The sequence below is a fragment of the Marinobacter sp. genome (assembly GCF_035268745.1).
Lineage (GTDB): Bacteria > Pseudomonadota > Gammaproteobacteria > Pseudomonadales > Oleiphilaceae > Marinobacter.
The window spans coordinates 18613-32396 of sequence record NZ_DATFKH010000060.1 but is presented as its reverse complement, the minus strand read 5'-3'; the positions used below and the strand labels follow the sequence as shown (position 1 = coordinate 32396).

Here is a 13784-nt window from a genome sequence, read left to right as displayed (position 1 = left end):
GCTTGCTTTGTAATTCATTGGAATACCAGCCACCACGACGGGCGAAAGCTCAGGCTGAGGCTTCGGTCACCCGGTCCACCAGATAGACCAGGCCATGATAATCAATGCCACCCTCGCGGCTCAGGCCAATCTCGCAGGTACGGCTGGTGGAAATCCCCTCCGTACACCCCGCCACCTGGTCTGGCAGCGTCCGCAGCGCATGGCGGTTCAGCTCCGGCACGTTGAAACCCTTGTCGCCGGCAAAGGCGCAGCAGTGAATGTTTTCCGGAACCACCACATTGGTACTACAGCGTCGGGCGATGTCTATCAATCCCTGTGCCTGGCCCAGATGCTGGGTGCTGCAGGTAACGTGCACGGCAATCGGGGTTTCTTCGGGCTGGAATACCAGCCGGTCCGCAAGTTTCTCGCGGATGAATCTCACCGGGTCATAAAGATCCAGGCCCAGCTCGCGCGCGGCCTCGTGGATCTGGAGGGTACAGGTGCTGGTGTCACAGTAGACCGGGTCCTGGCCATTACGGGTGGCGGCCAGCAGAGCTTTAAAGAGTTCCGCTTTCTTGCGCTCGGCCTGTTCCGGGTAGCCTTTCGAAGCCCAGGGCTGGCCACAGCAAAAGCTGTCGAGCCCGTCGGGGTGAACTACCTGGTAACCACCTTTCTGCAGCAACTGGCGGGTCTTGTCGTACAGCGTTGTCTGCTCCGCGTCGCCACTGGCAGGTCCCATGACCCGGGCAACACAGGCAGCAAAGTACACCACCCTTGGTGCATCACTCTCCGTTACCGGAGTTGGCGGCACAAAGCGTACAGGCTGGGGCATGGAAGGATCCCATTGCGGCAGGCGATTGCCGGACATCCTGCTTATTCCGGCACTTACCTTTGCCAGCCTCGGCGCACCCATCAGCTTCTCCACGCCGGACGCCATTGTCAGCACCAGGCGGGTTCCACGCACGACGCTCTGAAAATGTTCAGCGATCCAGTTGGCAGTACCGGGATGGCGCGTTTTCTCGGCACGCAGTTTGCGCACCAGGTCGCCGGTGTTGATATCCACCGGACAGCGGTCAGCACACAGGCCGGTCGCCGCACAGGTATCCAGGCCGTGGTACTGGTAGGCGGTTTCCAGTTCGGTGGTATCCTCCCCTGCCCGTTTTTTCGCCTGGATATGACGCCAGATGACAATACGCTGGCGCGGGGACAGGGTCAGCCCTTCCGACGGGCATACCGGCTCGCAGAAACCACACTCTATGCATTTGTCGACCAGGGGGTCGGCCGCGGGCAGCGGCTTGAGGTTCTTGAGGTGAATATCCGGATCCCGGGACAGCACCACATCGGGATTGAGCAGATTCTCCGGATCCAGCAGACCCTTGATCTTCCACATCAGCTGCCAGGCGTCATGTCCCCATTCCAGCTCAACGAAGGGTGCCATATTGCGTCCGGTGCCATGCTCCGCCTTGAGCGAGCCACCAAATTCAACTGCCACCAGCTGGGCGACGTCCTTCATGAAGGCGTCGTAGCGGGCCACCTCATCCGGGTCATCAAAGCCCTGGGGAAACACAAAGTGAAGGTTCCCCTCCAGGGCATGCCCGAAAATGATGGCATTGTCATAACCGTGTTTCACGAACAGTGACTGCAGCCTTTTTACCCCCTCGGCCAGCTGGTCGAGCGGAAAAGTCACATCCTCGATAATAACCGTGGTCCCCAGTGGGCGAACCGCACCCACCGCCGGGAAGGTACCCTTGCGGATAGCCCACAGCAGATCCGACACCTTCGGATCCGTGGTGAAGTCCACTTGCTGTTCCACCGTAAACTCGGTCAGCGCCGCCTTTATCTGAACCAGCTGCTTTTCCAGCACAGCCTGGTCAGCGGCCCGGGTTTCAATCAGCAGCGCGCAGGCACCGTCTGACAGGTCATGTATCCATTGTGGCAGGCCGGGCTTGTCCTGGACCGAACGCAGGCTTCGACGGTCCAGCAGCTCCACGGCATCGACCGGCTGTGACCGCAGCATTGCGGCAGCGCGACAACAGCTGTCGGCATCGGTAAAGACCAGCAACGCCGTAGCCTTGTTGGGGTAGTCGGGCACGGTGTTGTAGGTAACCGAGCTGACGAAGCCAAGAGTGCCTTCGGAGCCCACCATTAAATGAGTGAGAATATCCATCGGGTCACTGAAGTCCACCAGGGCGTTCAGCGATAGCCCGGTGGTGTTCTTGAGCCGGTATTTGTGGCGGATGCGGTCCGCAAGGTCCTGGTCGGACCGGGTCTGGAACGCCAGTTGCTCAAGCTCCGACAGCAGCCCGGCGTGGCTGGTGCGAAAGGCCTTTACACTGGCCTCGTCTTCGGTATCCACCGCGGCGCCATCAGCCAGCACAATCCGCATGCTGGCAAGGGTATGGTAGGTATTCTGGGCAGTACCACAGCACATGCCGCTGGCGTTGTTGGCAACAATACCACCAATCTTGCAGGCATTGATGGAGGCGGGGTCAGGGCCGATCTTGTAGCCGTAAGGCGCCAGCCAGGCATTGGCCTGGGAGCCGATAATTCCGGGCTGGAGCCGGATCTGGCGGCCGTCGTTACGAATGTCGTGGTTTTTCCACTGGTCACCCAGCACCAGGAGGATGGAATCGCTAATGGCCTGTCCGGACAGGCTGGTGCCTGCGGCGCGGAAGGTCACCGGCGCTGAAAAACGCCGGGCAATATCCAGCACCCCAATTACTTCGTCCTCGCTTTCCACCTTGACCACCGCACCGGGGATCAGGCGGTAGAAACTGGCGTCAGTACCGTAGGCCAGGGTCGACAGCGGGTCGTCATAGACCCGTGCTGCGGGTATTCGGGCTCGCAGCGCAGCGAGCGCATCAGCGGAAAGACTCATAAAGCACCCATCAATGGATCCGTAACGCCGAGCAGATAGGTCGCAGCCAGCGCGAGCAACCCGGTAAACAGGAGGTAGTAAAGGGCCGGCCAGATGGTTTTGCGCAAGGTCTGCCCTTCCTTGCCCAGCAGCCCCACAGTGGCCGAGGCGGCAACCACGTTATGAATCGCCACCATGTTGCCGGCGGCAGCACCCACGGCCTGTGCCGCTACGATCAGAGCGGTCGACAGCCCCAGGCCCTCGGCGACGCCAAACTGGAACTGGCTGAACATCATGTTGGAGATGGTGTTGGAGCCGGCAAGGAACGCGCCCATGCCCCCGACAGCCGGTGCCAGCAACGGATAGATACCGCCGACGCTATCAGCCACCCAGGCTGCCATGGCAATCGGCATACTTGGCAGATCCGACATATTGACCCCGGAGTTGATCAGAATACGAACCATGGGAACGGTGAACAGCAGAACAAAACCGGCGCTGAGGAGCACACCGCTGGACTCCCGAACGGCGGCAGTCAGTTCTTTAACCTGCATGCGGTGAAGGAAAAAGGTAGCGATGACAACCATGACCAGGATACCACCCGGCAGATACAGCGGCTGGAAGCTGGCATTGATCCCGGCTTCCCCCAGAATATTGGTAAAGCCGAGAGATACCGAGGTGAATGCATCCTTGACCGCCGGAACGGTGCGGCTGATCACCAGCACGATACCAACCAGCACATAGGGCAGCCAGGCCTTGAAGGAACTCATGGGTTTTCTGGTGAGTTCGTCCAGCTTCATCTCGATGGTGCCCAGCCACTCGGAAGGCCATTCATTACCGGGAGCAAAATCCCAGCTGGTCTTCGGCAACAGGAAACCCTTGCGTGCTGCCGTGGTCACAATGGCAAGACCAACCAGCCCGCCCAGCAGGGACGGGAACTCCGGGCCCAGCACAACACCGGTGATGGCATAGGGAACCACAAACGAAATGCCCGCGAACAGGGCAAATGGCAGAACTTCAAGGCCCTCGCGCCAGCTCCGGTTCCTGCCGAAGAAGCGGGTCATCATCATCACCATGAACAGCGGCATGAACACACCGACGATGGCGTGAATAATCGCCACATCCGAGGTGATCAGCTGGATGTAGGCCTCCCAGTTTGCACCCACCGCCTCCAGCCTTTCACTGATGGTGGCCTTATCCAGCCCGGTGGTTACGCCGACGATGATAGGCGTACCGACCGCACCGAAGGAAACCGGCGTACTCTGCACCATCATGCCCAGCATGACGGCGGCCATCGCCGGAAAGCCGATAGCAACCAGCAGCGGCGCCGCAATGGCGGCGGGAGTGCCAAAGCCGGATGCTCCTTCAATAAAACAGCCAAACAGCCAGGCAATAATGATGGCCTGAACCCGGCGGTCCGGGCTGATATTGGCAAAACCGGCTCTGATGGCCGTGATACCGCCGGAGTGCTTGAGTGTATTCAACAGCAGGATGGCACCGAAAATGATCCACAGCAGACCGATGGTGATGCCCAGGCCCTGCAGGGTTGAAGCAACAATGCGGTTGAAGGACATATCCCAGGCCGTGAGACCGATCAGGGCCGTGACCACAAACACGATGGGCATGGACCTTCGGGCAGGCCAACGTAAGCCGATCAGCAGGATGCCAGCCAGAAGTATGGGAGTGAAGGCTAGTAAAGCGAGGCCACCAGATGACATCGGAGACTCCTTCCTAATATTGTTTTTTGAAAATCGGCATGATTATCCGAGTTGCAAATATATCACTTGACAGATTAAAAGTAGGGCATCCCGTTGAGGGGTTCAAGGCAGATCGGAATCATCGGGCCTTTTTCCGTTTTTTCTGCCTGGCCTTTTCATACAGGTCTCGCAGCGCCCTGGGGTGTTTGCCCTTGCCAGACCCATGGGACTCCAGAATTCGGGTCCAGATCGCCTGTTTTTCAGCCGGGGCAAGCTGCTTCCAGTCTTTTTTCTCCTGCCGGGTTCGGCCACAGGCCTTGCAAACCGACTTTTTATTGAATTCGCAAATATCTATACAGGGCTTTTTGGTGATAGGGTCCATAGGGTCGGGCGCTCTCCTGCTGTAATTTTTCTTCCAATGCTGGTAAAAAATCGTCGCGTCTACAAATAGCGAGAGATAATCAGGATCTTCGGATGATTCAACAACTGCCCGAATGGCTCCCCACAGACTTTTCCCGGCCCGCCACCACCATCATTCTGCTGGGCGTTATTCTGTCGGTCAGTATCCTGGCCGATACCATTGCCCATCGCACCCGCGTACCACGCATTTCGATTCTGATGCTGGTCGGCATTGGCATTGCTTTCATCCAACAGGTTCTGATAGGTGCCAGGGCCGGCGATCTGCTCGGTGGACTGAGCGAACCGCTGATCCGGGTGGCTCTGGTCATGGTTGCTTTCCTGCTGGGCAGTGAGCTGACGATAGAACGGCTGCGGCACACCGGCCCGCTGATTCTGATTATTTCACTGTTCGTGATCGTCGGCGGCGGTGTGGTGGTTGGTGGTGGCCTTCTGGCACTGGGGTTTCCGCTGGTGGTCGCAGTGTCGCTGGCCGCCATTTCGGTGGCGACGGACCCGGCCGCTGTCGCTGAATCCGTCCGCGAGATCAAAGCGACAGGGCTGGTGCCCAGGGTATTGCTGGGCATAGTCGCCATAGACGACGGCTGGGGTATTATTGTTTTTGGCCTGTGTATGGCGGCGCTGGGCCTGCTGGTTGGCAGCGACGGCCAACTGGCGCTGATCCACGCCCTGTGGGAGCTGGGCGGCGCCATCGTTCTGGGGATCGCGATCGGGCTGCCCGCTGCCTGGCTGACCGGTCGCCTCAGGCCCGGAGAACCGACCCAGGTAGAGGCAATCGCCCTGATTCTGTTACTGGCCGGACTTTCCTCTGTACTGGGTGTGTCCGCGCTGCTGGCATCCATGATCGCTGGCAGCCTGATCGCCAACCTGTCATTTCACCATACCCGGTCGTTCCGGGAGATCGAGCACATCGAGTGGCCCTTCCTGGTATTCTTCTTTGTGCTTTCCGGAGCAAGTATTGATCTGTACCGGGTGGATGACGCACTTCTGCTCACGTTTGCCTATCTGTGCCTGCGGGTGATCGGCCGGGTTATCGGTGGGTATCTGGCGGTAACCGCAGGACTGAAAAACAACAGGGAGATTCCCCGCAATATCGGGCTGGCACTGACACCCCAGGCAGGTGTTGCCATCGGCATGGCGCTGTTGGCGGCCGAAAGGTTTCCGGAGTTCAGCAGCACCATCCTTCCGGTAGTGGTGGCGTCGACGATCTTTTTTGAACTGGTCGGGCCGATACTTGTAAAACGGGTTCTGCAACGCTGAATTTCCTACTAATGAGAAGGAAAGCAGGCGGACACGTCCGCCTGCTTTCTTTCAGCATGGTAATAGCTGGTGCTGCGAAGCAGACCCGCAATTCATCTTCGCGCGCCAGGCATTACTGAGACGCCCGGGTAACCGATTCCGCCAGCATCTCGGCGGTAATCGCCGACAGGGTCCAGCCCAGGTGACCGTGGCCGGTGTTGTAGAACACCGTGGGCAGACGACCCGGACCAACCCGGGGCATCATGCATGGCAGCATGGGCCGCAGACCGGCCCAGGGCACCACGCGACGGGTTGATACACCGGGGAAACACTCTTCCACCCAGCGGGTCAGGGGGCGGATACGGTCGTCGCGGATATCGCGGTTGTAGCCATTGAATTCAGCAGTTCCGGCGACGCGGAAACGGCCATCGCCCAGACGACTGGTGACGATCTTGGTGTCGTCATCCAGCAGGCTGACATCAGGTGCCGCCTGCCGCGAAGCTTCGTCGTCCAGTTCCACGGTGATGGAATAACCTTTGACGGGGTAGATATTGACCCTGTCCCCGACTTTCGCGGCCAGGTCCCTGCTGCCAACGCCGGCACAGATCACCACACCATCAAAAGTGTCACGGGTCTGCTGTTCGCCATCGAAAGAGGTCACCCAGGCATGGGATTGATCCGCACTCAGTTCGGTCACGGCGTGTTCATAGCGGGTTTCCACCCCGAGGCGCCGGATAGCATCCGCCAGGCCACTGGTGAACTTGTGGATATCGCCCGTTGAATCGCTCTCGGTGAAGAAGCCACCATAATAGCTGCCCGCCAGCGTGGGCTCGATATCACGCATTTCCTCCGGGGTGACGGCCCGGCGCTCAAGACCGCCGGCAGCCAGCAGTTTAGAGACGTGTGCCGCGTGGTCAAAACCGGCCTTGTCGCGATAGATATGCAGTATGCCCTGCTTCTTCAGGTCAAAATCAATGTTCTCTTCCTGCGCCCACTGGAACAGATAATCACGGGCGGCAATCGCCATGCGGGCGGTTTCAGTGGTGTTTTGCTCGTACCGGGGAATGGCCGCCATAAACTCGGCAAACCAGCTTAACTTGTGCCAGGACGGCCTGGGGTTGACCAGCAGGGGCGCATCTGCGCGGCCCATCCACTTGATGCCCTTCATCACCGTTTTCCAGTTGTTCCAGACTTCAGCATTGGAAGCCGACAACTGGCCGCCATTGGCAAAGGATGTTTCCATTGCCGCATAGCGGTGTTTTTCATAAACAGTGACATCAAGGCCTTGCCTGGCCAGGGTGTAGGCAGTGGTAATACCGGTGATGCCACCACCAATAACTGCGATCCGCTTCATCGAACTCTTCATAGGACTTTCCTTCAGACTTGCCATGGGCGCCCAGGGTTACCTCTCTACCCAAGCAGGTAGAAAGCACCCCTTCCGTCTATGGACCTGAGAGATTCACGCACCGTTTCAGTGAAACCGGTGGTTTGCTCCTTCGGTGTGCCAACTGACGCAGTTGTCGGCAGCTCTTCGGAAAGTCGTCATGCCAGCGGTCCGTTTGCCTGAGAGTTTCCGGGGCAGTTGCTCCTTCGGCGCTGGTCACAGATAGCTCCGGGCCAGTCTCTCCCGCTGTCACGTCCGGACAGGTTTCAGTCCGGATCGTCGTGCAAAATAGCAAATTATTCGACTGATCGAAACCAGCATTCAACGTTGCCGCCCTGGTAAGTATCGGTTATTAGTCCGTGCGTCAGTAAATCCAGACAATCTTCAGGGTCAGGGTGAACCGACCCGGTTTTCACATGGTATCTTGTTCCATGCCCGTGCTCCCTGTGACCGACAGAAACCGATTTTCCATGCTCGAGACCATCGCTGACTCCCGGCCCCGGCTTGCTCTGCTCGTTGCCATGCTGCTTCTGGCCGCTTGTGCCAGCCCGCCGGACAGGCCGGCTGGCCCGGTCGAGCTGCCTTCAAGCTTCAGTCTCACCGGCGAGTCCCGGGGCTCTGCCGTGTCCGGCACCTGGTGGACAGTCTTCGGGGACCCCAGGCTGAATCAGCTCGTTGAACGGGCCCTTGATGACAACTTCAGTCTGCGCGCCAGCTATCAGCGCCTGCGCCAGGCGCGGGCAGTCGCCGATCGGCAGAGCGCGGGCCTGTTCCCCACGCTGGATGCCAATGCCGCCGCTGAGCGGCAGGAATCCGACACTGGCGCAACGGATATATTCCGGGCCGGGCTGAGCGCCGGTTACGAGGTGGATCTCTGGGGCCGGGTGCAGGCCCTGAGCACGGCGGAAGAGCTTCGTGCCTCTGCCACCCTGGCAGATTATCAGGCCGCGGCCGTTTCCCTCAGTGGCGAGATTGCCAACACCTGGTTTCAACTGGTAGAGCAGAAAGCACAGCTGACCCTTGCGCAATCCCAGCTTGAGATCAACCAGAAGATTCTTGCGGTCATCGAGTCCCGCTTTGCCATGGGTCAGAGTGGCAGTGCCGACGTGCTGCGCCAGCGCCAGCTTGTCAGTGCTTCCCGGGAGCGCCTTAGCAGCGTCACCGGCGAAATCAGCCTGCTCCAGAACCAGCTTGCCGTGCTCACGGGGCAATCGCCGGGGCAGACCTGGCTGCCGGATGACGAGACTTTACCGGCATTACCACCTTTACCCGACACCGGCGTGCCCGCCGGACTTGTCCAGCGCAGGCCCGACCTTCAGCAGGCATGGCGGGTGGTCCGGGCCGCAGACCAGGACCTGGCTGCGGCCATCAGTAGTCGCTTCCCCAGAATCTCGATTGAAGCCACCGTCAGTTCCCGGGCAGATGATGCCAGCAACCTGTTTGCCAACTGGCTGACGACACTTGCCGGCAACCTGCTGGTTCCAGTGGTCGATGGTGGTCAGCGCCGGGCGGAAGTCCGCCGTTCTGAAGCCGCACTGCAGGCACTGGTGCAGGAATACGGACAGGCCGTTGTCATCGCTATCCGGGAAGTGGAAGATGCGCTGGCCCGGGAGCAGCAGCAGAAGCAGCGCCTTGAGAGCCTTGAGGACCAGATCAGCTATGCCCGGTCGGCCTATCGGCAACTTCGCAATCAATACCTCAATGGCGCCGTGAGTTATATCGAGGTACTGAACGCACTGCAGGACCGGCAGGAACTCCAGCGCTCTATCCTCAGCACCCGCCAGCAACGGTTAACAACCCGGGTAGCGCTTTACCGGGCACTGGCCGGAAGCATTGACACACCATCGACATCCGGAACAGCGGCAACAACAGAGAGTGACGAGGGATGAGCCAACCGATCGACGAAAACACCGTCCGCCCCGAACGCGGCAAGGCTGGCCCGCTGAAAACCATTTTCGTGTCAGTGATCATTATCCTGACAGGCGTGGCCCTGATCTGGCTTATCTTCGAGACCGAGCCCACCGCCACCCGCAAGAACGCGGCCCGCGAAACCGCCATGCTGGTGGACGTCCAGACCGTCAACCGTGGTCGCTATACCCCCACGGTGGAAGCCATGGGACAGGTAATGCCAGCCCGGGAGATCAGCCTCGGTTCCCGTGTTGGCGGCGAGATAATCCATCAGGCCGAAGCCTTCACCCCGGGCAGACGCGTCGGCAAAGGCACAGAGCTGCTGCGCATCGACCCTGCGGACTATGAAGTCACCCTGCTGCAAAGACGCAGCGAACTGCAGCAGGCCCGGGCAGACCTGGCACTGGAACAGGGCCGGCAGACGGTCGCCCGGAAGGAATTTGCGTTACTGGGGGAAGACATCGAAGCCGTCAACGACGCCCTCATCCTGCGCAAACCCCAGCTGCAGCAGGCCAGGGCCAGGGTTGCCGCTGCTGAGGCGGCAGTGAAGCAGGCGGAACTTGCGCTGGACCGCACCCTGATCCGTGCCCCCTTTCCGGCACAGGTGCTGAGCCGCGAAGTGACCCTGGGTTCCCAGGTCAGCGCCGGCCAGGCCCTCGGCCGCCTGGTTGGCACCGGCCAGTACTGGATCGAGGCCACCGTCCCGCTGGCAAAACTACGCTGGCTGAGTTTCAGCTCGGACTCTGATGCCCCCGGTGCTCCGGTAACCCTGTACCACGACTCGGTCTGGCCCGAGGGTCAATCCCGTGCAGGCCGGCTCACGCAACTGGTCGGCGAACTGGACGGCAACGCCCGCATGGCCCGGGTCCTGGTTACCATCGACGACCCTCTGGCGCTGGCGCAATCGGCTGGCCAGCCGCCGCTGGTACTCGGCGCTTTCGTGCGGGCGGAAATCGAGGGCCGGCCACTGACAGATGTGGTGCGACTTGAACGCAGGCTGATACGCCGGAACGACACGGTATGGGTCATGGAAGACGGCAAGCTGGCCATTCGCGATGTCGACATCACCTTCCGTGATCAGGATTACGCGTACATCCGCAGCGGGCTGGAGAACGGCGACCAGGTCATCACCAGCGAACTCGCCTCCGTGGTCAGTGGCGCCCGCCTGCGGCTTGAGGGCGACAACGCGAAGGCTGAAACCAATGAGTGAGTCGCCTAGAAACCGGGGCTGGGTCGGCCCCATCGAATGGATGGCCCGCAATTCCATCGCCGCCAACCTGATCATGATCATGCTGCTGGCCGGCGGTTTCTGGATGGCCACCCAGGTTCAGAAAGAGGTCTTTCCCCAGTTCCAGCTGGACATTGTCCAGATATCTGTCAGCTACCCCGGTGCAGCACCGGAAGAAGTCGAACAGGGCATACTGCTGCCCGTCGAGGAAGCCGTCCAGGGTATTCAGAGCATCGAGGAGATGAGCTCCACCGCCCGCGAGGGCAGCGGCAATATCCGGCTGGAACTGGTGGTCGGTACCAACCGCATGCAGGCCCTGCAGGATATAGAGCAGGCCGTGGACCGCATCCGCACCTTTCCGGAACAGGCCGAAGAACCCAGGGTGCGACTGATAACGCCAACCCGGGATGTGATGGAGCTGACACTGTATGGCGATGTCGACTTCTGGACCCTGCGCCAGCTGGGGGAGCAGGTTCGCAACCGTTTACTGACGGAAAATGCCATCACCCAGGCGGTGATCGACAATGTACCCAGCTACCTCACCAGCGTCGAGATTTCCCAGCAGACCCTGCGCAAATACAACCTGACCCTGTCTGAAGTGGCCAACCGTATCAGCCAGTCCAGTGAGGACATCCCCGCTGGCTCCATGGCCACAGGCACCGGCGACATTCTGCTGCGGCTGAAAGACCGGAAGCAGTGGGCCGACGCCTTCGAAAGCATTGTGATTGTCAGCGCGGATTCCGGTGGCGCTGTCACCCTGGGGGATATCGCCACCGTTCGCGACGGCTTTGAGGAAAGTGGTTTTCACTCGCGTTTCAATGGCGTGCCCTCGGTCGAGATCGAGATTTTCCGTACCGGCAGCCAGTCACCGCTGGAAATTGCCGCGGCGGTAGAGAACGTCATGGCGGAACTGGAGGTCACCCTGCCGGACGCGGTCAGGATCCGGATCGACAGCAACCGGGCCGAGCATTTTAAAGACCGCATGGACATGCTGCTGGAAAACGGCGTTATGGCCATGGTGATTGTCCTGGTCATCCTCAGTCTGTTCCTGGAATACCGGCTGGCGTTCTGGATCATGGTTGGCATGACCATCTCGTTTGTCGGCAGTGTGCTGTTCCTGCCGGCGATGGACGTCAGCATCAACATGATCTCCATGTTCGGCTTCCTGATGGTGCTGGGAATCGTGGTGGATGACGCCATAGTCGTGGGGGAAAATATCTACGAATACCGGGAACAGGGCATGGACTTCATGGAGGCAGCGATACAGGGCGCCAAGGACATAGCCGGGCCGGTCACCTTCAGTATCCTCACCAATATCGTCGCCTTCCTGCCGCTGCTGTTCATTCCCGGGGTTACCGGTAAATTCTGGTGGCCGCTGGGGGTGGTCATCATTCTGGTGCTGGCGATTTCGTTGATCGAAGCCCTGTTCATCCTGCCGGCGCACCTGGCCCATAGCGGCAAAGGCAGCGTGACCATCTACGGGCACTGGATCCACAGTATCCAGCGGGTATTCTCCCGGGGCTTCCAGGCCGTGGTGGACCGTGGTTATCGGCCATTGCTGGATCTGTCCCTGCGTTTTCGCTACATCACGCTCTCTGCCGCATTTACCATCATGTTGGTGTCCGGGGCTTATGCCCTCAGCGATCACATGGGCATGATCATGATGCCCGAGGCACCCACGGATGAAATCGAGGCGGGGCTCAGGCTGCCGGTAGGCACCACCGCCCGCCGGGCCAGTGAAATGGCCATGGCCATTACCCGGGATACCCAGCGGCTGTTCGAGGAAAACGACCTCGGCCGCAATGTGGAAGGCATAAAAACCAACGTGCGGGGCCAGCGGTCGATTGATGTCGAGCTGGTATTGCTGCCGGCAGATGAGCGTGACATGACCGTCAACGAAATCATTGAGCTGTGGCAGAACGAACTCGGCGACTTCAAGGGCGTCGATCAGATCACCTTCGAGGCAGAACAGGGCCCGGGCAGCTGGCGCGACGACATCAGTGTGGACCTGAGCCATGTCGACATAGCCACCCTGGCCCGCGCCAGCCAGCGCCTTGTTGAAGAAATGAACCAGCTCGGCCAGACCCGCGGTGTCAATGACAACTACAGCACCGGCAAACCCCAGTTTGATATCAGCCTGACCGACGAGGGCCGCGCGCTCGGGCTGACAGGCGCCGAGGTCGGCCGGCAGTTACGGGCTGCCTTCTACGGCAGTATCGCCCTGCGCCAGTTACGGGGCATCAATGAAAACGAAGTACGGGTAATGCTGCCGGAATATCAGCGCCAGGATGTTTTTTACCTGGAAAACTTTGTCATCCGCACCGCTGAAGGCCAGGAAGTGCCATTGCTGGACGTGGCACAGGTCAGCATCAATGAATCCCTGCGCTCCATTGACCGTCGGGATGGCCGGCGGGTTATCACCGTTGGCACTGATGTCGAACCCAAATCCGCGACCAGTCAGGTGCTGGAAGTGATTCAGACCGAGACACTGCCGCAGCTGCGTGCAGACTTCCCGGGCCTGACCTGGAGCTTCCAGGGCAGTCAGGCGGATTTACGGGAGTCCACCTCGGCGCTCTGGGGCGGTTTCGGTCTGGCCATGTTTGCCATCTTCGCCCTGCTGGCCATAGCATTTGGCAGCTACCTGCAACCAGTCGTGGTGATGCTCGCGATTCCGTTTGGCGCTGTCGGTGCCATCATTGGCCACATGATTCTGGGCATGGAACTGTCGCTGGTCAGCATCATGGGTATTGTTGCCCTGTCCGGCGTGGTGGTAAACGACTCGCTGATCATGGTCTCCTACGCCAACCGGCAAAGGGAGCGACTGGGCCCGGCCCAGGCCATCTACGAAGCAGGCCTGCGCCGCTTCCGGCCGATCATGCTGACCACACTCACCACCTTCGGTGGTCTGACGCCAATCATTCTGGAGACTTCCCTGCAGGCCATCTACCTGATTCCCATGGCGGTGTCCCTTGGCTTCGGCATCGTGTTTGCAACGGCACTGATTCTGTTCCTGGTGCCCTGCCTCTATCTGGTGCTGGAAGATCTGAAGGGATACCCTGATTCGATACACACCTGATC

General features: G+C 59.9%; 8 protein-coding genes and 1 riboswitch. Of the genes, 4 read left to right on the top strand and 4 right to left on the bottom strand.

Going from position 1 to position 13784, the window contains the following annotated elements; genetic code table 11:
- Positions 1 to 49: 49 nt before the first annotated feature.
- The 3 genes from VJ956_RS05775 to VJ956_RS05765 form a co-directional block, all read right to left on the bottom strand.
- Positions 50 to 2857: an FAD-binding and (Fe-S)-binding domain-containing protein gene (locus VJ956_RS05775; RefSeq protein WP_324082693.1), complete on the bottom strand. Its 2808-nt coding sequence runs from the start codon at positions 2855 to 2857 to the stop codon at positions 50 to 52.
- Positions 2854 to 4551 carry an L-lactate permease gene (locus tag VJ956_RS05770; RefSeq protein WP_324082691.1) on the bottom strand — a complete coding sequence of 566 codons (1698 nt, stop codon included), beginning with the start codon at positions 4549 to 4551 and terminating at the stop codon, positions 2854 to 2856. Before VJ956_RS05770 ends, VJ956_RS05775 begins: the two co-directional genes overlap by 4 nt.
- Positions 4552 to 4669: 118 nt before the next feature.
- Entirely contained in the window at positions 4670 to 4912 is a 243-nt protein-coding gene (locus tag VJ956_RS05765) for a DUF1289 domain-containing protein (RefSeq protein ID WP_324082689.1), read from the bottom strand.
- 92 nt (positions 4913 to 5004) lie between these two features.
- On the opposite strand from VJ956_RS05765, the gene VJ956_RS05760 reads away from it, so the two are divergent.
- Positions 5005 to 6207 (top strand): cation:proton antiporter, encoded by a 1203-nt coding sequence (locus VJ956_RS05760; protein ID WP_324082687.1) that lies wholly within the window; start codon positions 5005 to 5007, stop codon positions 6205 to 6207.
- A 112-nt stretch (positions 6208 to 6319) separates the two neighbouring features.
- On the opposite strand, the gene VJ956_RS05755 is transcribed toward VJ956_RS05760, so the two are convergent.
- Complete coding sequence (locus VJ956_RS05755; RefSeq protein WP_324082737.1) at positions 6320 to 7540, bottom strand: D-amino acid dehydrogenase; 1221 nt, start codon at positions 7538 to 7540, stop codon at positions 6320 to 6322.
- 187 nt (positions 7541 to 7727) lie between these two features.
- Positions 7728 to 7826, bottom strand: a riboswitch (glycine riboswitch).
- A gap of 190 nt (positions 7827 to 8016) precedes the next feature.
- Between VJ956_RS05755 and VJ956_RS05750 the strand changes: the two genes are divergently transcribed.
- From VJ956_RS05750 to VJ956_RS05740, 3 genes are read left to right on the top strand one after another with little or no spacing between them, the layout of a single operon-like run.
- On the top strand, positions 8017 to 9459 hold the full coding sequence (locus VJ956_RS05750; RefSeq protein WP_324082685.1) for an efflux transporter outer membrane subunit: 1443 nt from the start codon (positions 8017 to 8019) through the stop codon (positions 9457 to 9459).
- Positions 9456 to 10688: an efflux RND transporter periplasmic adaptor subunit gene (locus VJ956_RS05745; RefSeq protein ID WP_324082683.1), complete on the top strand. Its 1233-nt coding sequence runs from the start codon at positions 9456 to 9458 to the stop codon at positions 10686 to 10688. The genes VJ956_RS05750 and VJ956_RS05745 overlap by 4 nt, the downstream gene beginning before the upstream one ends.
- Positions 10681 to 13782, top strand: a complete 3102-nt coding sequence (locus VJ956_RS05740; RefSeq protein WP_324082681.1) for an efflux RND transporter permease subunit — start codon at positions 10681 to 10683, stop codon at positions 13780 to 13782. Before VJ956_RS05745 ends, VJ956_RS05740 begins: the two co-directional genes overlap by 8 nt.
- Positions 13783 to 13784 lie beyond the last annotated feature (2 nt).